The sequence below is a fragment of the Delftia deserti genome, assembly GCF_042653485.1.
Taxonomy (GTDB): Bacteria; Pseudomonadota; Gammaproteobacteria; order Burkholderiales; family Burkholderiaceae_C; genus Comamonas; species Comamonas acidovorans.
Genome location: NZ_JBHSIH010000001.1, coordinates 1,155,615 through 1,176,049, shown reverse-complemented (window position 1 = coordinate 1,176,049; position 20,435 = coordinate 1,155,615). Strand labels below are relative to the sequence as shown.

Genomic DNA, 20,435 nt, shown 5'->3' with positions numbered 1-20,435 from the left:
AGGTTCGACCCAAACGCGCGCACCCGGGAGACTGCGGTGCATGGACCAAATCCTCCTCGACACCTGGCAAGGCTCCGGCAGCATCCACGGCCACGTCCCTGACCAGGGCGGCGGCAACTGGGTGCACCAGGACCTGACCACCTACCCGGCGAACACGACCATCGTGGCCGGCGGGAAGGGTTCGCTTGTGAGCCCTGATGGGCTGGTGTACGTGGACTATTTCATGCCCATGCCGGCGGGGGTGGACATCTTCACCGCCGAGTTCGAGTTCCTGAGCGAGCCCGACTCCGACTCCTCTGGCACTGAGTTCGGCGCGACGCTGGGACTGGCCGAAGCCGACAATTTCGTGTCGCTGCGTGTGGGCGGGTACTACTACTCCTATCCCGGCAATGCGAACTACGACCCACCGAAGTTCAACGCCTTGGTGCTGGGCGAGGAATACACGGGTCAGGAGGTCGAGGTCTCGCGCCCGGTTCCGGGTGGCACACGCGTCGTCAAGCTGATGCTGAGCGCGGCCAGCCAGACGGTGACGTTTGATGGCGAGGTGGTGGTGTCTGCGACAGAGGCCGTGCCAGCAGATGTGCAGCAGCTGTACCTGTCGTTCAAGCTGCTGGGCCGGCATTCGCTCCAAAAGGTGACGGTCACGGGTGGGGGCGAGCGGCCGTTCTGGACGGGCTTTCGGCGCACTGCCGAGGTGTCGGAGGTGACGCCATGACGGGGCAGAACAAGGCGCTCGGCCCCTGGCCTCTGGGCGTCGACAACCGCAAGGCCGACCACGCGCTGACGCAGGCCCAGGGCAATGTCGTCATCGATCTTCTGCGCAGCGCGACGAACGTGGACATCACGGACGAGGGTCGGCTGAGGCGGCGGGGTGGCTTCGCGCTGGCATTGGCTGGGCAGAACGTGCATTCGCTGTGGTCGGATGGCGGCCCGGTGGGCTTCTGCGCCTCTGGCCAGCGGCTGCTGCAGCTCGACGAGCAGCTGGTGGCCACCGAGATCCGCGCCGATCTGATCCCCGGCCAGCCGCTGTCCTTCTGCGAAGCCGGCGGCACCTACTTCTACACCGGCGGCGGCCAGCTCGGCATGGTGCGCGACGGCGCGCGCCTGGACTTCACGCCAGCGCCGCGCGTCGTTCCAGCCCTGGACATCGTCGCTGGCGCGCTGCCTGCTGGCCGCTACCAGCTGTGCTTCACGCACCTTGGCCCTGGCGGCGAGTCGGCGGCCACACCCATCCAGGAGATCGTCCTGGCCGAGCCGGGCGGAATCTCCATCAGCACGATCCCGGCTGCCGAGACGCTGCTGGCCTACATGACCGGGCCGGACGGCGAGGTCCTGGGCAGGGTAGGGCGCGTGGACGGCACGCTGGACATCGTGGCGCCGCCGGCCCTGGGCGCGCGCTGCCAGACCGTGAACCTGGCGCCCATGCCGGCCGGCTCCATCGTGCGCTTCAGCAATGGTCGGCTGCTGGTGGCTGCCGGCAACCTGCTGGTCTACAGCGAGCCCTTCGGCCTGGGCCTGACCAACCCCAGCAAGAACTACATCCCGTTCCCGGCCCCGATCACCGTAGTGGAGCCGTGCGGCACCGGCGTGTTCGTCGCGGCAGACAAGACCTACTGGATCGAGGGCGAGATCACCCAGGCCTCGCTGGTGGTGCGGCTGCCCTATGGCGGCGTGGCCGGTTCCGGCACGCGCGATCCGCTCTCGCCTGAGACCGCCTTGTGGATCTCGGATCGTGGCCTGGTGGTGGGCACGGCGGACGGCACGGCCACGGCGGTGCAGGAGCCGCGCCTGGTGCTGGGCGGCGGAGCGGCGGGCGCAACACTGCGCCGGGAGCATGAAGGCATGCAGCACGTTGTGACCGCGGTGCGCGACCCGATGGGCGTGACCGGGGCCTGCAGCAGCTATTTCGAGGCAGAGATCATCAGAAAGGGATCACGCAAATGAAACAAGTCCATAGCGCTGGTGGCGACGCCGGCATCGTCTACACCCTGGAGATCCTCCGGCGCGGCCAGGTCATAGACCGCGAGGTGGTGCACAACCTGATGCCCGAGGAGGGTCGCAACCACGGCGTCTCCGTGATGCTCAAGGGCGCCACACAGGCGGCGACCTGGTACATCGGCCTGTTCGAGGGCAACTATGTCCCGGTGGACTCGGACAAGGCGGCGACCTTCCCTACGCTGGCCACCGAGTGCACGGCCTACGCCCCGGCCACCCGTGTCGCCTTCACCAGCGGCGCAGTGGCTGCCGGCACGACCGACAACACGGCCAGCCGCGCAGAGTTCACCTTCACCTCGGCCAAGACCGTGTACGGCGCCTTCCTCACCTCGGCCCAGGCCAAGGGCGCGGTCACGGGCGTGTTGCTGTCGGCTGCCCGCTTCACGCAGCCCAAGGCGCTGCAGGTCGATGACGTGCTGCGCGTCACGGCCTCGTTCTCCCTGCAGTCGGCATAAGGACCAGCACCATGACCACTTACGTTTCCACGGGCCTGCAACGCCAGATGCTCAATGCCGGCGGCTTCAAGGAAGTGATGGACGGCAGTGAGGTTCGCCTCTACGCCGGCCTGCGCCCCGATAGCGCCGACGCCAGCATCGGCGGCGCCACGCTGTTGTGCACGATCAAGAACGGGTCCTCTGGCATCACCTTCGATGCCGACACCACGCCCGGCGTGCTGCTCAAGCCTTCGGGCGAGACCTGGCAGGGCACCAACGTGGCCAGCGGCGCGCCCAGCTTCTACCGGCTGGTCAAGTCCGACGACACGGGCGCTGCCTCCACTACGGCCGCACGCGTGCAGGGCGATGTCGGCGTGGTCGGCTCAGATCTCAACATCTCGTCTGGCGCCCTTACTGCAGGTGCTCCGCAGTCCATCGAGTACTACGCCGTCTCTGTGCTGCCGGCGGCCTGAGCGCGCCATGGAGTTTCCGTCCCGCACCGGCGGCGCCCAGGGCGGGCTGATCAAGGGCAACCTGTTCGCCCAGTCCGGCATGCCCGCATTCAGCCACACCCGGCACGGCGACGCCGTGATCCACACGGTCAACGGCCGCATTGCGATCACGCGCGACCAGGTGGGTGGCCTGCCTCCCTACCTGATGTGCCAGCTGTACTTCGACGAGGTGCTGGGCACGAAGCGCGCGGGCATCGAGGCCGATGTGCAGACGCTGGAGACCTTCGGGGATACGCCGGCAGCAGGGCAGGACTGGCGCAGCGGCAACGGCGTGTTCGTTGGAGACGGCTATTTCCTGTGCCTGCGCCGCAATGCGGAAAGCACGGCGGCCCGCCCGGCGCTGATCAGCATCGATGACCCCGAGGCGCCGGCCGTGGATTCGCGGTCGGCCGACAACGTGGCCGGGGCCAATGTGTTCTTCGATGTGCCGTACCTGATGGAGCGCACCACGGGTGCGGGCTGCCTGTTCCCTTCGGTGATGGCCTGCGGCTGGCGCGACAGCGCGCGGCGCTACGGCTTCGCGGTCTTCGGGATCCTGGTGGATGGCACCTCGATCCTGCAGTCGCGCTATGTCTGCTTCGTCGGCGACACCGGCACGCGCTCCGTACGAATGATCGACCTCCCAACGCTGCCGGACTCGCCGTACCCCGTTCTGGTCTACGGCGACCCCGACCGCAAGGTCTACAAGACCAGTTGGTGGGGCGTGGAGACCTGCGACTACCGTACCTATTACAGCGAGGCGGAAGGCACGACGCTGGACCCTGGGCCGGCCCGCTGCTACTGCATCGCGCCCGGCCACCTGGTCACGGTGCTGATGCCCCAGGAGCGCCTGGACGTGCCACCAAATGCGCAGGGCGGGTATGCAATCCACCCCAATCGCCTGCCAGCGGGGTCGGCTCCGCGCCTGCTGCGCTCGCGCGACTTCGGCGAGACCTGGAGCATCGAGAGCGCCGATTTCCTGATTGCCGACGATCCGCCAGCGCCTGACCCCCTGTTCGACGGTGTGCTGACCCAGCGCGTGAGCTGGCAGTCCATGTTCATCGCCGCGCCATTCGGAGACGGCCGCGTGGCCCTGGCCGCCCATGGCAAGAGCCTGGGCAGCTTCTCCTATGAAACGGCCGAGAACGAGAACTTCGCATCCGCGCACCGGGCCTGGCGCTTCTACGTGGCCGACAGCCACGGCAGCGGCTTTCGCAACGTGCCCTGGCCGCTGGACCAGATGCGTGGCTACTTCGAGAGCGTGCTGGACCTGGGCGGCGAGGCCGAGCGCAGCTACGAGTACCCGCTGTTCTATCCGGACCAGCGCGCTGCGCGTGCGTACTCCTTCGGGCCGGGCAACTTCACGATCTGCACCATGCGCTCGCACCTGTCCGTGCCGGGCCTGGTCTGGGGCAGCTATCCCCAGGACTACCCGGTCACGGCATGGATGACCGGCGACTACGGCCTGACCTGGACAGCCCACCTGGTGCCCGACAGCTGCAAGCCCTATGCGACACGGCTGCAGGAGCTCAAGGACGCCTACGGCATGGGCACCGGCAACGGCAGCCCGCTCAGCGACGGCTGGGCGCTGAACTGGTTCAAGCTGGGGTTCTATGAGCCTGCCGTGCCAGCCGGCGCCGAGGCCGCGCAGCCGCCGCTGGTGACAGTGATGACGCACGACGTGGTGGGGCCGCTGCTGCTGTGTGCCAGCACCGACGTGGCCGCGCCCGTCGAGAGCCTGGTGCCCATCAAGGAGCCCAGCTCCATCGACATCACCGTGGCCGCTGACCCGACCAACATCTATGCGGAATTCAGCCGCGTGCCCTACGAGTGGTTCTACACAGGAGACGCGCTCAATCCCATGTACCCGGAGCTGGTCTACCCGGGCTATCCAGAATTCGAGGTGGAACCATGACGACGCTCATCAAGTCGGAGCGCTTCGACACGCCCGAGCCATTGCCGCCCGTGCCTCCGGTGGTGCGCCGATACACGGTCACCACCCAGGTGCCGAAGTACGGCCGTATCCCGGTTTTCACGCGCGCAGAGGCGGATGTGATCCTGTACCCCAAAGTGCCAACGGCATTGGCCAGGGCGGGCATGGACCTGAACGGCAACTGGATCCTGGTGCACAACTGGTACAAGACCGTCATCACTGGCTACACGACGGTGACGGAGGTGCGCACAGATGTGATCCCGCAGCCACAGCCCACCCAACCCACGGCGACGCCGGTGCCCGATGCCTGGGATGCCACGGCCCGCTCCATCGACGCCTTCGCGGACCCGGTGCGCGCCACGTTCGCATTGGGACCGGGGACGCGCGGGGCGGTGCGGGCTGGGCTGACCTTCCTGGAAGCCAAGCCGGGCACGGAGCAGAGCCACATCATCCACGGCTTCAAGATCGAGTCCGGCATGGCCTATGTGCAGACGCAGGCGCCCGCCGGTTTCCCGCCCTCTGACGCTGCCACGGAGACCATCATGCCGGCCCGCAGCGTGGTGCCCGGCGATGTGATGCGCATTGACGTGGTTGCCGGGGTGGTCAGCTACTTCGTCAACGACCAGTTGATGGCGCGCGGGCCGTCCTTTCTGTCCAACTTCCCGGTGCACCTGGGAGCCGCCCTGTACACCACGGCGGACTCCATCCAGGGCGCCGCCATAGAGCCGCTTGGCGCCACGGGCCGGGGCCAGGCCCAGCTGAAGGTGGTAGCGGTGGGCGGCCCCACCGATGCCGGCAGGCTGAAACTGCGCCTGCAGGCCAAAGGCGGCCAGACCGGCAACGGCTTCAAGCTGCGCCTACACGCCACCGGCGGCGACAGGCCACCCGGCTACGGCCAGGCCCGGCTGCCGGCACTGCGGGCCCAGGGGTTTGGCTACACCGGGGCGACGGCACAAGCCACAGTGCGCCTGTTCTCGCGGGTGGTGTCTTTTGGCAGTGACAGGCCCTACAGTGCGGGGGCTCTGGTACTGCAGCTGGCCACCCTTGCACGCACGGAGGCACCGGCCACCGAGGTGATCGGCTCGGTCCGGGGCGTGATGGCGGTGCTGGAGTCCACGGCCACATTCCCGCACGCCGGGGCCTACGAGGTGGTGCGCGGCGGGGCACAGTTCGAGGGGGCAATCTCTCCAGTGGTGCCGCACCATGCTGCAGGCCGGGCCGCTGCAGTGTTCAAGGGATCGCGCCGCCTGCTCGATGAGTTGCTGGTGCGCTGCAGGGGCGCGGCTACGTTTGGCGCTCAGCGCCTGCTGGACGCCGCGCTGCTGGCACAGGGCCAGCTTGGTGCGCAATGGCTGGGCCTGCTGCTGGTCTCGGAGTCGCTGCACACCGTTGGCGTGGCCGGCGTGGACCTGCTGGGCCAGCGCACCGTCGGTGAGGCCTTCACCACAGGCGCCACGGGCGACATCGCAGTGCAGGCCGGCCAGGTGCTGCAGGCCGCGCTGCAGGCGCTGGGCTATGCCGGCGTGGCGGTGGGCGAACCTGGCCGCAACCTGTCGGTCTGGTCGATCAACACCGCCACGGGCGCGAGCTCGGCCTATGAGGGCTATCCCTTCAACAGCTTCGCGCGCATCGGCGGCCGGTACTTCGGCGCCACGGCGGACGGAATCTACGAGCTGGAGGGCAACGACGACGCCGGCCAGCCCATCGCAGCCCACGCCAACCTGGGTCAGCGCAATTTCGGCTCCAACCGCCTGAAGGCCTGGCCTACAGCCTACCTGGGTGTGTCCAGCCGTGGGCACATGGTGGTGCGCGTGACAACAGAACGCGAGACGTACACCTACCGGGCGCGCAGCAGCGGCCGCGACATGCAGACCCAGCGCGTGGACTTCGGCCGGGGCCTGCGCGCCAACTACATCACGCTGGAACTCATGAACGAGTGCGGCGCCGACTTCGATCTCGATGGCATCGAGTTCACGGTCGTTGAACTTGGAAGGAGGATCTGACCATGGCCACCGAAAGCACGAACATCAGCATCATCATGCTGGAGCGGATATGGGAGCTGCTGAACGGCATCATCGATGAGAAGAACAGCGCCGCCGAATCGCAGCTCAATGCAGCACTGGGAGCTGCAGGCTCCGTCGCGGTAGAGTTCGACAAAGGCGCAGCCACAGCGGCCGCCTCTGCCATCAATGCGGTTACAGCCCCAGCACTGGGGCCGATGACATCGCCCGGCACTCCGGCATTGCTGCCCTCGGCGCCAGACCCGGGCCAGGCCCCGACACCCGTGGCGATCCTGACTCCGGGCCTGGGAGCTATCGACCCGATGGCGGACTACGGCCAGGCGCCTGCATTCGACGATGCCGATGCCTTCACCATGGACAGCCTGCGCAACCTCTACGAGAACGACCGGGCCGAAATGCTGCAGCAGCTGGAGTTCTCGTTCCAGGGCTTCATGGCCGAGTACTTCCCGCCGGGTGGCTACTTCGATAAGGCCACGGCCTGGCTGGAGCGCGTGCTCGACGCCCAGGGCACCGGCATTCCCATCGCCGTGGAAAGCGCCCTGTGGGAGCGCGACCGGGCCCGGTTGACGGCTGAGGCCAGCCGCGCCGAGGACGAGGCGCTGACGATGTGGGCAGGGCGTGGCTATGCGCTGCCGCCCGGCGCCCTGGTGCACAGCACGCAGTTGATCAGGTCCGGCCTGACCAACGCCCTGGCCCAGCAGTCTCGCGACATCGCCATCAAGGTCACGGACGTGCACGTCGAGAATGCGCGCTTCGCTGTCGGCCAAGCCGCCACGATCCGCTCGCAGGCCATAGGCGCTGCTGTCGAGTACATCAAGGCCTTGATGGTCAGCCCGCAGTACGTGGGCCAGTGGCTGGGCGCGCTGCTGGACGGCCGGGCCAAGCTGGTCGGCGCCCAGGCCGACGTGTTCCGCACGCGGGCCGGCGTGGCGGTGGACGTGTTCAAGGTCGGCGCGCAGACCCAGCTCGACAAGTTCAAGACCTCGGCCGATGTGGGGATCGAGTCCGCCAAGACGCAAAACGCCACAGGCCTGGAGGCCTATCGCGTCGGCGCCGACGTGGGCCGCCAGCAATTCCAGGCCGAATTGGACCTGTACCGCAGTTCCGAGCAATTCCGGCTGGAGCACTTCAAGACGGTCGAGGACCGGGCCCTGCGCTACTTCGAAGGCGAGCTGCGCGCGGCCCAGGTCAAGGGCGAGATGCTGACTCGGGCCGGCGAGTTGGGCGCCCGTGTCAGTGAAGGCGTCTCGAAGGTGGAGCTGGAGAAGGCGCAGATGAAGGTCCAAGCCATGATGGAGGCCGCCAAGATGCTGGCTACCCAGTGCGCCGCTGCCCTGAACAACATGCAGTTGTCGGCCCAGGCCAGCAATTCGTCCACGACCAGCGGACGCATGTAGCCTGCCCCCGGCTAGGGTTCGCCTCCGGGCGGCCCTGCCGGGACACTGCGGGGCATGACAACTCCTGCCCGGCTCCAGCTGAAGATCTACCAGGGCGCCACGTTCCGCGAGGCGCTGGAGCGGCTGACCGTGCCGTACCCGGTGCGCTGGGACTGCGGCCAACTGGTGGACGCCTGCTCCGGCTTGCGCGTGCCCGATGCGGACATCACCCGCGAGGACTACACCGGCTGCACTGCGCGCATGCAGCTGCGGCGCGACATCGATGACGCACAAGTGCTGCTCGAATTGACCACAGAGAACGGTGGTATCGAACTGGATGGCGCCTGGCTGCGCCTGGTGATGACGGCCACCCAGACGGCGGCCCTGGAGTTTGGCGATCTGCCGCCGGCCTGGACTTCATGCATCGGCCAGGTCGAAGTCACGCGCCCGGGCGGCGATGTCGAACGCCAGTACGAGCTGAGCTTCGTGCTTCTGCCGGAGGGCACCCGGTGACCACCGTCGTTTCGTCCGACCTCTCTGCCGTTGTCATTGAGCGGCAGGCCTCTGTCGTGGTGACGCGCGAGGGCGGGCCAACCGTGGTGGTGCAGCAGCCGGCGCTACGCCAGGTCGTGGTGACGCGGGGCATTGAAGGCCCGCGTGGCAAGCAGGGCCTGCCTGGACCAGCCGGTGGCGAAACCACCGTCAAGGTCGGCCCGCTGCCCATCAGCGGGCACAGCGTGGTGGCTTGCAACGCCCTGGGCGAGCTGATCGCGGCCGATGCGACCAATCCAGCCCATCGTGGCGCCGTGCTGGGCATGGTGGCCGACGCATACAGCCCTGGCGATGACGCCGTGGTGCAGACCGGCTATGTGCTCGAGCACGCCGGCTGGGCTTGGACGCCCGGCCCAGTGCTGGTCGGCCTGGCCGGCCAGCTCTCCCAAGCCCCGCCCGCTGGTGCCCTGTTCGGCCAGGTGGTCGGCCAGGCGCTTTCTTCCACGCGCGTCCTGATCGACGTGCAACCCCCCATCACACTTGCATGAACAGGAGGCCGCCATGGCTGCCAAGAAATTCCTCCGCTTTGTCGGCAACGCCATCACCGAAGTGTTTGGCATTCAGTCCTCAGCCGGCGCCGCCAATGCCGGCGACATCGTCGCGCTCGACGACACGGGCCGCATTGACAACAGCATGATGCCCGTGGGCATTGGCGCCGACACAGCCGTCATCGCCGCGAGCGAGGCCCTGGCCGCAGGCGACTTCGTCAACGTCTGGAACAGCACGGGCGCCAAGGTCCGCAAGGCCGATGCCACCACAGCCGGCAAGGAAGCGCACGGCTTCGTGCTGGCGGCTGTGTCCAGTGGCGCGAACGCCACCGTCTACTTCGAAGGCACCAACACCCAGGTGGCCGGACAGACCCCGGGCCCAGTCTTCCTGCAGGCCACGGCAGGCACTGGTGGTACCACTGCCCCCAGCGCCTCGGGCAACGTGGTCCAGCGCCTGGGCGTGGCTGTCAGCGCCACCTCCGTGAACTTCGAAAGCGGCGTGCCCGTGGTGCTGGCCTGACATGTTGACGCGACGACCCCTCGTCGTGGTGGCCGGCGGCATTGCCGAACTGCCCGCCGGCGATACGCTGCAGCTCGATGCCGCATCGGGCAGCCGCTTCCTCGGAGGATTCAGCCGCTGGACGACGGCCAAGGCCCGTGGCTCATCCAGCCCTGCACGATTTGCCGTGATCGGCGACAGCAACGTTGCCGGGGAGGGCGCTGGTTCCGGCCCTCGTGGTCTCACGGGCGGCGCGGCCGCATCGTTCCCGCGCCGGCTTGCCAATGCCTTGGGATTCCAGACCGCAAGCTTCTTCGGCGATCAGAACATCACAGTGAGCCCGGCCGTTGCCCTGGCAACCTACGACCCACGCCTGTCGCTAGGGTCGGGCTGGGCGCCCGATGCATCGGTCTCATCCATCGTGGGCGGGCGCTTCCTCGTTGCTGCAGCCGGCTCCTCGGGCAAACTGGCCTTTGCCCCGGGCTCGTCAATTACGGGATTCCGGCTCTGGTATCCCACGCTGTCGGGGCTCAATACTGCGCTGTCCGTGGCCGTCGATGGCACCACCATCGATACGATCAATCAGTCCAGCTCCCCGAGCATTGCCCACCGGGACTACACCGTCTCGCCTGGCATGCACACAATAAGCATAGGGGTCGGCGCAACCGGCAGTGCTTTTGTCTCGGGCATCGAATGCTGGGACGGCTCCGCAGCGCCCGTGCTCCTGCAGGGCGGGTTTTGCACAGCGCGCGCGGCAGATCTCAACGTTGCGAGCAACCCCTGGAACAGCCGCCCTGGCGCCACAGCGCTCGCGCCAGACTACGCTCTGCTGTACTGCACCATCAACGACGCCATCGCATCGACAGATGTGGCAGCCTATTACGCTGATACGGAAGCGCTGGTGCGCAGCTTGGCCGCTACGGCTGATGGCTGCCTGTGCGTTGGATTCCCAGCGAGCACCGCAGCCGTGACATCCGGGCGGTACGACGCCTACGCCCAGGCGTTGCGCAGCATTGCAGCAGATGCCAACTGGTCGTACTTCGATGCGCGGGCCGTGCTTGGACGCTCCTACACCGTGGCTTCAGCCAAAGGCTACGCATTCGACAACTACCATCCCAGCCCAGCCGGGGCTCAAGCGCTGGCCGATGGACTGTACGCATTCCTCGCGCCGCATCTGTAGCCCCCGTGTAGGGTTCGCCAGCGCGGCCCGGCCCCGGAATCATCGGGGCCATGAAGAAATACCTCGTATCCCTGCTCGCGCTGATGGGCATCCACCAGCACTTGAGCGCCGAGCAGCGGCAGGACATTGTCGGCGCCGTCATGCATGCCACGCCCGGCGCTGCCGCAGGCGGGGTGTTCAAGATTGCAGGCCTCCCATTGAGCGACTGGCTCGTCGTGGCGTCCCTGGCTTTCGTGATCCTGCAGGCCGGCTATCTGGTCTGGAAGTGGCGCCGAGACTACCAGCGGGACCAGCAGCGGCGCGCCGACCGCGAACGGCTGGCTGGCCTTGCTCGGCTGCAGCCGGAACCGGAAACTGACATGGGGCCGCTGGCATGACAGGGCCGCGCATGCCTGCCGCTCTGCTGCGAAAGGGAGCCATCCCCGCCACGTTGCTGGCGGCACTCACCAGCCCGCTGGCCTTCCAGACCCTGGAGCGCTGGGAGGGCAATGTGCTGCAGGTCTATGCGGACCATCTGGCCGGCGGCCTGCCCACCTACTGCGCTGGCCGCACGGACCCGACTGCGGTGGAGGGCACCAAGCTGACCAGCGACCAGTGCCAGGCCATCAACAAGACCACGCTCCTCGAATATGGCTATGCCGTGCTGGGCTGCGTGAACTGGGACTACCTGACGGCGCGGCGCTTGATCGGCCTGACGGTCTTCGCCATCAACGTGGGCAAGGACGGGGCCTGCGGCTCGCAGGCGGTGCGCCAGATCAACGCGGGCGCGGTGAAAGCGGGTTGCGACCTGATCGCGCGCACGCCCGACGGTCGGCCGAATTGGTCCTATGCGGGCGGTGTGTTCGTGCAGGGCCTGCAGAACCGGCGCCAGGCCGAGCGTGCGCTCTGCCTGGAGGGTCAGCCATGAGCCCGATCTGGATTGCCATGTGGTGGTACTGGTGGAGGGGAGGGCGATGACCGTTGTTGCCTTCAAACGTCCGGAGCGGCCTCCTCAATGTCCGGAGCAGACCGAGCAGCATGGAACCGGCCCGGCCTTCTGCGTCGGTTGTGGCCACACCTGGACGGCCGTCGCACCGACTGGCACCACACAACTTGAATGCCCGGCCTGCAAAGCGCTCAAGGGGCATTGGAAGTTCGAGTTCTACCCCAGCGAGGGCCAGATGGTTCGGGAGTGCAACTGCGGGAATCAGCTTTTCTACCTGACCACGGAAGGGCATCTGTGCGCCAACTGCGGCATTTATCAGAGGTACTGAGACATGCCAGTCATCACTCCGAAACTGCTTGCCGCCGTCGTCCTCGCCCTGCTGGCCAGCCTGCTCAGCAATGTGCTGTTGACCCGGGCCTACCTGGGCCAGCGCGATGCCGCCACCACCGCGCGCGCCAGCGTGGTCGAGATGACGCAGCAGCGGGACGGCGCCCGCTACCTGGCCGCCGCCTGCAGCGATGCAGTCGATGACCTGCGCGATCTGGCCGACCGGCGCAAGAAAGAGGGCGAGGCCGCGCGAACCAGCGCAGCAGCCCAGGCCCGGACGCACGAGCGGCGCGCCGACGAGATCCTGGCCGCGCCGCCGGCCGTGCCTGGCGATGCCTGCGCGAGCGCCCAGAACCGGGTGGACAGCTGGCTGCAAGGGAGAGCGAAACCATGAAATTTCGATTTTTCGCAATTCGGCAATTCGAGGGCAGTGCGCTGCAGCGCTTCTGCGAGCGCACGACCTGGGTGCCCCATGTGCTGGTGTTGCTGAGCCTGCTGGGCTGCCAGGCCGCGCCGGCCCGCGTCGAGTTGCAGCGCGTGAATGTTCCTGTGCCCGTGGCATGCGACGAGCCAGTGCCCGAGCGCCCGGCTATGCCTACCGAGCAGCTGCGCCCAGGTGCCACGGTGGACCAGTTCACCCAGGCCGCCCAGGCCGAGATCGAGCGGCGAGAAGCCTACGAGATCAGGCTGGCCGCCGCCCTGGCCAACTGCATCCGCCCCATTTCCCCGAGCCTGCCGGCCGCAGGCACTTTCCCCAAAGACTGATATGCCCTCTACCACCGCCAAATACTTCGCCCACGCTCACCTGCCGATGAAGCTGCAAGCCGTGGCCAAGCCCCTGGGCCTGCTGGCCGCGCAGCTGGAAAGCCTGCTGCCCGATGGTCCCGAAAAGAGCGCGGGCATGCGCAAACTGCTGGAGGCTAAGGACTGTTTCGTGCGCACGGCGCTGGACATGCCCGAGCTGGCGGCCAGCAATGTGCCGCCGCACCAGCAGCGCGTGCTTGATGAAAAGGCCGAACTGGATGACCGCTCCACCAAGCTGCAGGCCTTCTTCTCGAATCCCATCTTCTCGGGACTCCCGGCGGACGAGCAGGATCGCATGCAGAAACAGGCCGTTGCGATGCAAGCCTATTCCCAAGTGCTGGGCGAGCGCATCGCCGCATTCTGAGCCGCTTCGGTCCGACGCCTGCCGGCCGCAGGCACCACCACAGAGAGCCACCCATGACAGAACAACCCACCCAGAGCGCAGCCCTGGACGCCGCGAAGACCGGCGCGCAGATCCACGCCCAGATGTTCAGCAGCGCGCTGAGCCGCATCAGCAGCCATGCCTCATCCTGCGCAGTGCACAACGAGCCCGCCATGCCGGCCGGCCCCTGCGACTGCTCCGTTGAAGCCGAGATCCAGGCCAAGGGCAAGACAGCGGCGCGGGTCACCCCCGATGACATCCAGCGGGAGATCGTGGAGGAGACCTACTTCACTGCTGCCGAAGGTCGGCACGGGCACTCGCACAAGAACCACGGCTTCGAGTACGCCGAGCCGGCCAACAGTCCCCTCAACTTGCTGACGTTCTGTGTTCTGGAGCTGCGCAACGGCTTCACGGTGACCGGCGAAAGCGCGTGCGCCAGCCCCGAGAACTTCGACGCCGAGATCGGCCGCCGCATCGCGCGCGAGAACGCCGTTCAGAAGATCTGGCCGCTTCTGGGCTTCCGGCTGCGTGACAAGCTGGCGGGCATCAACGACCCCAGCAAGGCGGAGCAGGTCCTGGGCGAGGTGCTTTCTGTGGTGCAGCACTACCTTCCGCCGGATGGTGGCACGGTCCATGAGGCGATGGACAAGATCATCGGGCTGGTTGATCCCTGGCCTCTGCATGGTCGGCCCCTGCCTTGTGGCACCAAGCCGCGCGCAGCGCAGTCCCCCATCGACGTAGCAGCTGAAGAATATGCCCGCGCCGAGCAGAACCTGAGCATCTCCAAATTGCACAGCCGTGAAGCCCAGGATGCAGTCACAGCCGCCTTTGAAGCGGAGCGTGCAGCAGAAGCGGCCTGCAAGGCAGCTCTGGGCAAGCTGGCCGAGGCGGCGCTGCCCAAGCACCCGGGCGCAACACAGGGCTGATTTTCCCGGGTCGCCTGAGTGCCCTGGGATATGTTGATTTTCCCCAGGACAGATGTAGGTGCCGCAGAACGCAAAAAAGCCCCCTCGGCTGCCATCACGGCGCCGAGGGGGCTTTTTCGTTCAGAAAGCGGATTCTTCCCAAATTCTTCCCAGGGAGACTGGGAAAAAGTGCGTTTCAGAGGGGAAAGACTGGCCTGCCCGGAGGGACTCGAACCCCCGACCTATTGCTTAGAAGGCAATTGCTCTATCCGGTTGAGCTACGGGCAGGTAAGGCCGCCGACGGGCCAGCGCGGATCATACCCGCAATGGGCGGGCGCGCAGGGCTTGGCGGCGTGCCCTGGCGCCCTTGCCGTCATTCGGCGTCTTCTTCTTCCTCGAACACCACGGAAGGAGGCGCCATGACGCGCGCCATGTCGCTCATCGTGGGCACCAGGCCGCGGGCGAGGTAGCTGTAGGGCGTGTCGGGCTCCAGCGCCGCAGCGGCAAGATTGGCCATGGGCTGGTTCATCGTCAGGTAGTAGCTGCCCACGGGCGCTTCGACGGCGCCGCGCGTGAGCGCATAGGCGCCGCTGGCGGGCGTGGCCGAGCGGGCTTCGTTGTACGAGTCGGCCAGCAGCTGGCCGGGCTCGGCCACCTTGAGCACCTGCAGGCCCAACAGGCGCAGCCTGTCCACGGCGGGCTGGGCGCTGGCGGACAGCCAGTAGCCGCAGGAGCGCGGGCGCGACAGCGTGGTGCGCGGCTGTAGCGACGCGTTCCAGTCCACGCGCACCTGCTGGTCGGCGCCCGTGTCGGGCTGGATCATGGTGAGGGTGCGCTGCTCGGGTGTCTGCTCGGCCAGCACGGCAAGTTGCTGGTGGCAGGCGAGGGAGGCGGTCTCGCGGGCCACGAAGGCTTGCACCTGGGTGAGGTCCTTGGCGCGCTCGGCGCTGGAATGCAGCATGCGTGTGGCCGCGGTGACCAGGGTGTGCACGCGCCGCTGGATGTGGGCGCGACCCAGGTCCGAGCCACGGCTGCTGACCAGGTAGCCCACCGAGTTCTTGAGCCCGCTGATGTTGCGCAGCGAATCGGGCGCGAGGCTGCCCATGGAGATGGACTTGTCCTGCAGATCCTGGCTGGTGGTGTAGTACCAGTCGCTGCTCAGTCCGGCCTGCGACAGCGCGGTACGCAGCGGCGCCGTGTACCACTCGCGCGCAGCCTTGGTCACGAATTCATTCTGGTTGGCCGTGGCCGAGTACTGCAGCAGGGCGTCATAGCGCTGTATGGCCTGGTACTTCTGCAGGAAGATGCTGGCGGCGGGGAACTCCTGCAGGTCCACCACGGCGACGGGGCGGTAGTCGCGCGCCAGCGTGGCCAGGGCCTTGGCCTCGGGCGTGTTCAGGAGCAGATGGTCATGGGCGATGTCGGTGCCGTCGGCCGCATTGCGCGTGCCGGCTTCCACGGCGTCGGGGTTGGCGCGCGGCACGAGGATCACGTTGATCTGCTGCAGCAGCGGCTCCAGCAGGCCGCCGGGAGCCAGCTCGCGGGCGATGATGAGCAAGGCCTCCGTGCCCGCAGGTTCGTCGCCGTGCTGGCCGGCCACGAGCATGACCGTGGGGCGGCGGCTGTCATAGAGCGCCGACGGCTGAATGCCGGGTGCGCGCGTGGCCACCAGGGCCTGGATGGGGCTGCCGCGCTGCGAGCTTGCGGGCTGCACGATACCCAGGCGCGTGTCGCGGCCCAGGGATTTGTTGGCCTGGCTGTTCAGCCAGGAAGACAGTTCGCTGGCCGTGGTGAACTGGTTGCGCTGCGGCGCCAGGCCCGGTGTGTCGTAGCGGGTGGCTGGATCGGGAAAGCGCGCAGCCACGGCCGCGTTGTAGGGCAGCGGGACCAGGTTGTTGGCCGGCGCGATGGGCTGCGTGGTCGCCTGGGGCACTACCGGGGTGGCCGTTGCCGGCCGGGTGGGGGCGGGCGCCTGGGGCTTGGAGGTGGTGGGCCATGGCGGCAGCGGGGTGCTGGCGCAGGCGGAAAGCAGGGCTGCGCACGCCAGGGCCGACCACCGCAACCTGTCCTGTGGCAGCTCCGAATCGGGGCGCTGGCTGGAGGGGGTGGCGTGTGGGGTCTGCAGTGTCATGGCGTGGCCTTGAGGAACCAGTCGGGAGAGTCTTTGAAATCCGGGAAAAGGGCGCGGCCTTCAATCGCCGCAGGCCGCAATGCTATCGGGATGATAGCCATGCAGGCTTGCGGCGCGCTGTCGGCTGAATGCGCAATCTGCGCCATGTGAAAAGGGCTGCAGCCCCCGGGGAGATGCAGCCCTTTTTTGCTGGCGGATTCCTCGGCTTGCCGCAGGGCGTGCCGAGTAGCCGTGGTGCAGATCAGCGACCGTAGCCGCCGCGCGAGGGGCCGCCACGGCCACCGCCGCCGAAGCCGCCGCCACCGCCGCCATTGCCGCCGCGGTTGAAGCCGCCACGGCGGCCGCGTTCGGCCATGGTGTCCACGCTGGTGCGCATCGGATCGGGCTGGCCGCCACCTGCTGCGCTGCCACGGGGGCCGCTGCTGCGTGCATGGCCCAGCTGCGTGCCCAGGTGGGCATCAGCGCGCGGGGGTTGGTCATCGAAGCGACGGGCACCGCCGCCGCCTTCGCCGTCAGGGCGCGGGCCGCGCCTGGGGGCGTTCTGGGGTGCTGCCTTGGGGCGGTGGGCGGCGCCGGAGCCATTGCCCGGACCATCGAAGCGATCGCGGCGCGGCTTGTTGCTGGCGCTGGCTCCGGCGTGGTTGCGGCCACGGCCCTGGCCGCCGGCATTGCCTTCGGAGCGGCCTTCGTCCGAGCCGGCCTTGGGAGCCTGGCCCCGGCCGCCTGCGCGGCCGCCACGGTCGGGCTGGGTGGCCTTGGTGGTGCGGATGCGGTCCATCATTTCCTGGCGCGCAGCCTTGGCGGCGGCCTGCATGACGTCACGGCTGGGCGGCTTGCCTGCACCGCCCCAGATGGTCTGGCGGCCCATGGCGATGGGTTCGGCCACTTCGTCCTCTTCAGGGCCGAAGCCTTCGAGCACCTGCACAGGGATTTCCTGCTTGGTGAAGCGCTCGATGTCCATCATGAAGCCTTCTTCGTCCATGCAGACCAGGCTGACGGCGTGGCCTTCGCGACCGGCACGGCCCGTGCGGCCGATGCGGTGCACGTAGTCCTCGGACACGTTGGGGATCTCGTAGTTCACGACGTGCGGCAACTCGTCGATATCGATGCCGCGTGCAGCGATGTCGGTGGCGACCAGGGCGCGCAGCTCGCCGGTCTTGAAGCCGGCCAGGGCCTGGGTGCGGGCGCTCTGGCTCTTGTTGCCGTGCAGCGCCATGGCGCTGATGTTGTTCTTGGTCAGGAATTCGGCAACGTTGTTGGCGCCGAACTTGGTGCGCGTGAACACCAGAACCTGGCTCCAGTTGTTCTCGTTGATGATGTGCAGCAGCACCTGTTTTTTCTTGCCGCGGCCCACGGGGTGGATCACCTGGGTGATGCGCTGGACCGTGGTGTTGCTGGGCGTGACCTGGATGGACTGCGGGTTGCGCAGCAGGCCGTTGGCCAGGTCGCGGATCTCGTCGCTGAAGGTGGCCGAGAACAGCAGGCTTTGCTTGTCCTTGGGCACCAGGGCCAGCACCTTCTTGACGTCATGGATGAAGCCCATGTCCAGCATGCGGTCGGCTTCGTCGAGCACCAGGACTTCGACGGTGGACAGGTCCATGAAACCTTGCTGCTGCAGATCCAGCAGGCGGCCCGGCGTGGCGACCAGGATGTCCACGCCCTTTTTGATGCGGTCGATCTGGGGCTTCATGCCCACGCCGCCGAAGATGACGGTGGAGTTGATGTCCAGGTACTTGGCGTAGCTGCGCACCGATTCCTCGACCTGTGCGGCGAGTTCACGCGTGGGCGTCAGCACCAGGGCGCGAATTCCCTTGCCGCCGAACTTGTTGCGCGGCACCTGGCCTTGCGAGAGGCGGTGCAGCATGGGCAGGGTGAAGGCAGCGGTCTTGCCAGTGCCGGTCTGTGCGCCTGCCAGCAGGTCGTGGCCGGCGAGCACCGCGGGGATGGCCTGTGCCTGGATGGGAGTCGGGTTCTCGTAACCCTCCTCAAGCACGGCCTTCAGAATGGCGGGAGCCAGATTCAGTTCTTCAAATGTCATGTGATCAAAGATGCGCCCGTCCGGGGCGCTGGGTATCAGCCTGTCGAGGCAACCAGGGCGGTTGCCGGACCAGTCGTAGGCGGATGAGGTTCAATGTCGGGAGCCTGGAAAACAGCGTCCATCGTCCCCAGCTGGAATGCTGATGTCACGGGCAACTGGAACCCGTGACGCAGGGTATTGTCGCATGCGCGGATAATCACGGCTGGCGTGCAACCGATTTGTTGCCCGGTTTTTGCAGAAATCAACGATTCAAGTACTCGGACCAGAATGGCTCAATACGTTTTTTCGATGAACCACCTCACCAAGACCGTGCCGCCCAAGCGGCAGATCTTGAAGGACATCTCTCTCAGCTTTTTCCCGGGCGCCAAGATCGGCGTGCTGGGACTGAACGGCTCTGGCAAGTCCTCGCTGCTCAAGATCATGGCCGGGGTGGACAAGGAATTCGAAGGCGAGGCGCTGCCCATGCAGGGCCTGTCCATCGGCTACCTGCCGCAGGAGCCTCAGCTCAATGCGGAGCACACGGTGCGCCAGGCAGTGGAAGAGGCCATGGCCGAAGTCAACGCGGCCCGTGCGCGCCTCGATGAAATCTACGCCGCCTATGCCGAGCCCGACGCCGACTTCGACGCGCTGGCTGCCGAGCAAGGCGAGCTGGAAGCCAAGATCGCCGCTGCCGGCACCGACTCCGAGCACCAGCTGGAGATTGCTGCCGACGCCCTGCGCCTGCCGGCCTGGGACGCCGTGATCGGCAAGCTGTCCGGTGGCGAAAAGCGCCGCGTGGCCTTGTGCAAGCTGCTGCTGTCCAAGCCCGACATGCTGCTGCTTGACGAACCCACCAACCACTTGGACGCCGAGTCCGTGGAATGGCTGGAGCAGTTCCTGCACCGCTTCACCGGCACCGTGGTGGCCATCACCCACGATCGCTACTTCCTGGACAACGCTGCCGAGTGGATCCTGGAACTGGACCGTGGCCACGGCATTCCCTACAAGGGCAACTACTCCGAATGGCTGTTCCAGAAGCAAAGCCGCCTGGAGTCCGAACAAAAGGGCGAGGAAGCCCGCGCCAAGGCCCTGAAGAAGGAACTGGAGTGGGTTCGCCAGAACGCCAAGGGCCGCCAGACCAAGTCCAAGGCCCGTATCGCGCGCTTCGAGGAACTGAGCGATTTCGAATACCAAAAGCGCAACGAAACCCAGGAAATCTTCATTCCTGTGGCCGAGCGACTGGGCACCCAGGTCATCGAGTTCAACAACGTCACCAAGAGCTTCGGTGACCGCGTGCTCATCGACAACCTGACCATGAACATCCCCGCTGGCGCCATCGTCGGCATCATCGGCCCCAACGGCGCCGGCAAGTCCACGCTGTTCAAGCTGATCGCGGGACGCGAGCAGGCCGATTCCGGCGAAGTCATCGTGGGCCAGACCGTGAAGATGGCCTACGTGGAGCAGACGCGTGACGCGCTGGCCAACGACAAGACGGTGTGGGAAGACATCTCGGGCGGGCTGGACATCATCAACGTCGGCAAGTTCCAGATGGCTTCGCGCGCCTATGCGGGCCGCTTCAACTTCAACGGCCAGGACCAGCAAAAGAAGGTCGGCAACCTCTCCGGTGGTGAGCGCGGCCGCCTGCACCTGGCCAAGACGCTGATCCAGGGCGGCAACGTGCTGCTGCTGGACGAGCCCTCCAACGACCTGGACGTGGAAACCCTGCGCGCGCTGGAAGATGCGCTGCTGGAGTACGCGGGCACGGTGCTGGTGATCTCCCACGATCGCTGGTTCCTCGACCGTATCGCCACGCACATCCTGGCGGCCGAAGGCGATTCGCAATGGGTGTACTTCGACGGCAACTACCAGGAGTACGAAGCCGACAAGAAGAAGCGCCTGGGCGAAGAGGGCGCCAAGCCCAAGCGCATGCGCTACAAGGCACTGAAGTAAGCATCAAAGGCAAGCCTCAAAGCGC

The 20,435-nt window shown here is 67.0% G+C and carries 21 protein-coding genes, 1 tRNA gene and 1 pseudogene; 19 read left to right on the top strand and 4 right to left on the bottom strand.

The genetic code is table 11. From position 1 onward, the window contains the following. Positions 1-40: 40 nt before the first annotated feature. From ACFPFG_RS05565 to ACFPFG_RS05480, 18 genes and pseudogenes are all read left to right on the top strand, one after another. Positions 41-715 carry a hypothetical protein gene (locus ACFPFG_RS05565; protein WP_380105475.1) on the top strand — a complete coding sequence of 225 codons (675 nt, stop codon included), beginning with the start codon at positions 41-43 and terminating at the stop codon, positions 713-715. Then, positions 712-1,944 (top strand): hypothetical protein, encoded by a 1,233-nt coding sequence (locus tag ACFPFG_RS05560; RefSeq protein ID WP_380105473.1) that lies wholly within the window; start codon positions 712-714, stop codon positions 1,942-1,944. Before ACFPFG_RS05565 ends, ACFPFG_RS05560 begins: the two co-directional genes overlap by 4 nt. Further along, complete coding sequence (locus ACFPFG_RS05555) at positions 1,941-2,450, top strand: hypothetical protein (RefSeq protein ID WP_380105471.1); 510 nt, start codon at positions 1,941-1,943, stop codon at positions 2,448-2,450. The genes ACFPFG_RS05560 and ACFPFG_RS05555 overlap by 4 nt, the downstream gene beginning before the upstream one ends. Positions 2,451-2,461: 11 nt before the next feature. After that, the gene (locus ACFPFG_RS05550) at positions 2,462-2,902 is read left to right on the top strand and encodes a hypothetical protein (protein ID WP_380105469.1); all 441 of its coding nucleotides are present in this window, start codon (positions 2,462-2,464) and stop codon (positions 2,900-2,902) included. Positions 2,903-2,909: 7 nt separating this feature from the next. Next, positions 2,910-4,835, top strand: a complete 1,926-nt coding sequence (locus ACFPFG_RS05545; protein WP_380105467.1) for a hypothetical protein — start codon at positions 2,910-2,912, stop codon at positions 4,833-4,835. Further along, positions 4,832-6,856, top strand: a complete 2,025-nt coding sequence (locus ACFPFG_RS05540) for a hypothetical protein (RefSeq protein ID WP_380105465.1) — start codon at positions 4,832-4,834, stop codon at positions 6,854-6,856. The genes ACFPFG_RS05545 and ACFPFG_RS05540 overlap by 4 nt, the downstream gene beginning before the upstream one ends. Before the next feature lie 2 nt (positions 6,857-6,858). Further along, complete coding sequence (locus ACFPFG_RS05535) at positions 6,859-8,271, top strand: hypothetical protein (protein WP_380105463.1); 1,413 nt, start codon at positions 6,859-6,861, stop codon at positions 8,269-8,271. Positions 8,272-8,325: 54 nt separating this feature from the next. Beyond that, entirely contained in the window at positions 8,326-8,763 is a 438-nt protein-coding gene (locus ACFPFG_RS05530; RefSeq protein WP_183020557.1) for a hypothetical protein, read from the top strand. Further along, on the top strand, positions 8,760-9,290 hold the full coding sequence (locus ACFPFG_RS05525) for a hypothetical protein (RefSeq protein ID WP_380105461.1): 531 nt from the start codon (positions 8,760-8,762) through the stop codon (positions 9,288-9,290). The genes ACFPFG_RS05530 and ACFPFG_RS05525 overlap by 4 nt, the downstream gene beginning before the upstream one ends. A 13-nt stretch (positions 9,291-9,303) precedes the next feature. Beyond that, on the top strand, positions 9,304-9,810 hold the full coding sequence (locus ACFPFG_RS05520; RefSeq protein WP_380105460.1) for a hypothetical protein: 507 nt from the start codon (positions 9,304-9,306) through the stop codon (positions 9,808-9,810). Between the two features lies 1 nt (position 9,811). Next, positions 9,812-10,969, top strand: a complete 1,158-nt coding sequence (locus ACFPFG_RS05515) for a GDSL-type esterase/lipase family protein (protein WP_380105458.1) — start codon at positions 9,812-9,814, stop codon at positions 10,967-10,969. A 50-nt stretch (positions 10,970-11,019) separates the two neighbouring features. Beyond that, positions 11,020-11,346: a phage holin family protein gene (locus ACFPFG_RS05510; protein WP_374618014.1), complete on the top strand. Its 327-nt coding sequence runs from the start codon at positions 11,020-11,022 to the stop codon at positions 11,344-11,346. A gap of 11 nt (positions 11,347-11,357) precedes the next feature. Further along, positions 11,358-11,876, top strand: coding sequence for a lysozyme (locus ACFPFG_RS05505; protein WP_380105456.1), 519 nt, complete (start codon positions 11,358-11,360; stop codon positions 11,874-11,876). A 46-nt stretch (positions 11,877-11,922) separates the two neighbouring features. After that, complete coding sequence (locus ACFPFG_RS05500) at positions 11,923-12,222, top strand: hypothetical protein (RefSeq protein WP_380105454.1); 300 nt, start codon at positions 11,923-11,925, stop codon at positions 12,220-12,222. 3 nt (positions 12,223-12,225) lie between these two features. Beyond that, positions 12,226-12,615, top strand: coding sequence for a hypothetical protein (locus ACFPFG_RS05495; protein WP_380105452.1), 390 nt, complete (start codon positions 12,226-12,228; stop codon positions 12,613-12,615). Then, positions 12,612-12,986, top strand: coding sequence for a hypothetical protein (locus ACFPFG_RS05490; protein ID WP_380105450.1), 375 nt, complete (start codon positions 12,612-12,614; stop codon positions 12,984-12,986). The genes ACFPFG_RS05495 and ACFPFG_RS05490 overlap by 4 nt, the downstream gene beginning before the upstream one ends. A gap of 1 nt (position 12,987) precedes the next feature. Continuing rightward, a complete protein-coding gene (locus ACFPFG_RS05485) occupies positions 12,988-13,389 on the top strand; it encodes a crAss001_48 related protein (protein WP_380105448.1) in 402 nt (133 codons plus the stop codon). A gap of 53 nt (positions 13,390-13,442) precedes the next feature. Beyond that, positions 13,443-13,937, top strand: a pseudogene (locus tag ACFPFG_RS05480) (Gp49 family protein); the annotation flags it as partial. Positions 13,938-14,523: 586 nt separating this feature from the next. Here ACFPFG_RS05480 and ACFPFG_RS05475 read toward each other — a convergent pair. The 4 genes from ACFPFG_RS05475 to ACFPFG_RS05460 all read right to left on the bottom strand — a co-directional run bounded on the left by ACFPFG_RS05475 (position 14,524) and on the right by ACFPFG_RS05460 (position 18,481). Continuing rightward, positions 14,524-14,600 (bottom strand) — tRNA-Arg (locus ACFPFG_RS05475). 85 nt (positions 14,601-14,685) lie between these two features. After that, positions 14,686-16,443, bottom strand: coding sequence for a M14 family metallopeptidase (locus ACFPFG_RS05470; protein WP_380105446.1), 1,758 nt, complete (start codon positions 16,441-16,443; stop codon positions 14,686-14,688). After that, complete coding sequence (locus ACFPFG_RS05465) at positions 16,440-16,589, bottom strand: hypothetical protein (protein WP_156517002.1); 150 nt, start codon at positions 16,587-16,589, stop codon at positions 16,440-16,442. The genes ACFPFG_RS05470 and ACFPFG_RS05465 overlap by 4 nt, the downstream gene beginning before the upstream one ends. Positions 16,590-16,684: 95 nt before the next feature. Beyond that, positions 16,685-18,481 (bottom strand): DEAD/DEAH box helicase, encoded by a 1,797-nt coding sequence (locus ACFPFG_RS05460; RefSeq protein ID WP_183018999.1) that lies wholly within the window; start codon positions 18,479-18,481, stop codon positions 16,685-16,687. A 267-nt stretch (positions 18,482-18,748) separates the two neighbouring features. On the opposite strand from ACFPFG_RS05460, the gene ettA reads away from it, so the two are divergent. Beyond that, the gene (gene ettA, locus ACFPFG_RS05455; protein ID WP_183019000.1) at positions 18,749-20,410 is read left to right on the top strand and encodes an energy-dependent translational throttle protein EttA; all 1,662 of its coding nucleotides are present in this window, start codon (positions 18,749-18,751) and stop codon (positions 20,408-20,410) included. Positions 20,411-20,435: the final 25 nt, after the last annotated feature.

Bases quoted from the DNA above. Each gene is read 5' to 3' on its own strand.
- ACFPFG_RS05500 (WP_380105454.1), top strand. From the start codon at position 11,923: ATGACCGTTGTTGCCTTCAAACGTCCGGAGCGGCCTCCTCAATGTCCG.
- ACFPFG_RS05560 (WP_380105473.1), top strand. From the start codon at position 712: ATGACGGGGCAGAACAAGGCGCTCGGCCCCTGGCCTCTGGGCGTCGAC.
- ACFPFG_RS05550 (WP_380105469.1), top strand. From the start codon at position 2,462: ATGACCACTTACGTTTCCACGGGCCTGCAACGCCAGATGCTCAATGCC.
- ACFPFG_RS05510 (WP_374618014.1), top strand. From the start codon at position 11,020: ATGAAGAAATACCTCGTATCCCTGCTCGCGCTGATGGGCATCCACCAG.
- ACFPFG_RS05540 (WP_380105465.1), top strand. From the start codon at position 4,832: ATGACGACGCTCATCAAGTCGGAGCGCTTCGACACGCCCGAGCCATTG.
- ACFPFG_RS05495 (WP_380105452.1), top strand. From the start codon at position 12,226: ATGCCAGTCATCACTCCGAAACTGCTTGCCGCCGTCGTCCTCGCCCTG.
- ettA (WP_183019000.1), top strand. From the start codon at position 18,749: ATGGCTCAATACGTTTTTTCGATGAACCACCTCACCAAGACCGTGCCG.
- ACFPFG_RS05535 (WP_380105463.1), top strand. From the start codon at position 6,859: ATGGCCACCGAAAGCACGAACATCAGCATCATCATGCTGGAGCGGATA.
- ACFPFG_RS05465 (WP_156517002.1), bottom strand. From the start codon at position 16,589: ATGGCGCAGATTGCGCATTCAGCCGACAGCGCGCCGCAAGCCTGCATG.
- ACFPFG_RS05520 (WP_380105460.1), top strand. From the start codon at position 9,304: ATGGCTGCCAAGAAATTCCTCCGCTTTGTCGGCAACGCCATCACCGAA.
- ACFPFG_RS05470 (WP_380105446.1), bottom strand. From the start codon at position 16,443: ATGACACTGCAGACCCCACACGCCACCCCCTCCAGCCAGCGCCCCGAT.
- ACFPFG_RS05490 (WP_380105450.1), top strand. From the start codon at position 12,612: ATGAAATTTCGATTTTTCGCAATTCGGCAATTCGAGGGCAGTGCGCTG.
- ACFPFG_RS05565 (WP_380105475.1), top strand. From the start codon at position 41: ATGGACCAAATCCTCCTCGACACCTGGCAAGGCTCCGGCAGCATCCAC.
- ACFPFG_RS05515 (WP_380105458.1), top strand. From the start codon at position 9,812: ATGTTGACGCGACGACCCCTCGTCGTGGTGGCCGGCGGCATTGCCGAA.
- ACFPFG_RS05505 (WP_380105456.1), top strand. From the start codon at position 11,358: ATGCCTGCCGCTCTGCTGCGAAAGGGAGCCATCCCCGCCACGTTGCTG.
- ACFPFG_RS05485 (WP_380105448.1), top strand. From the start codon at position 12,988: ATGCCCTCTACCACCGCCAAATACTTCGCCCACGCTCACCTGCCGATG.
- ACFPFG_RS05460 (WP_183018999.1), bottom strand. From the start codon at position 18,481: ATGACATTTGAAGAACTGAATCTGGCTCCCGCCATTCTGAAGGCCGTG.
- ACFPFG_RS05530 (WP_183020557.1), top strand. From the start codon at position 8,326: ATGACAACTCCTGCCCGGCTCCAGCTGAAGATCTACCAGGGCGCCACG.
- ACFPFG_RS05555 (WP_380105471.1), top strand. From the start codon at position 1,941: ATGAAACAAGTCCATAGCGCTGGTGGCGACGCCGGCATCGTCTACACC.
- ACFPFG_RS05545 (WP_380105467.1), top strand. From the start codon at position 2,910: ATGGAGTTTCCGTCCCGCACCGGCGGCGCCCAGGGCGGGCTGATCAAG.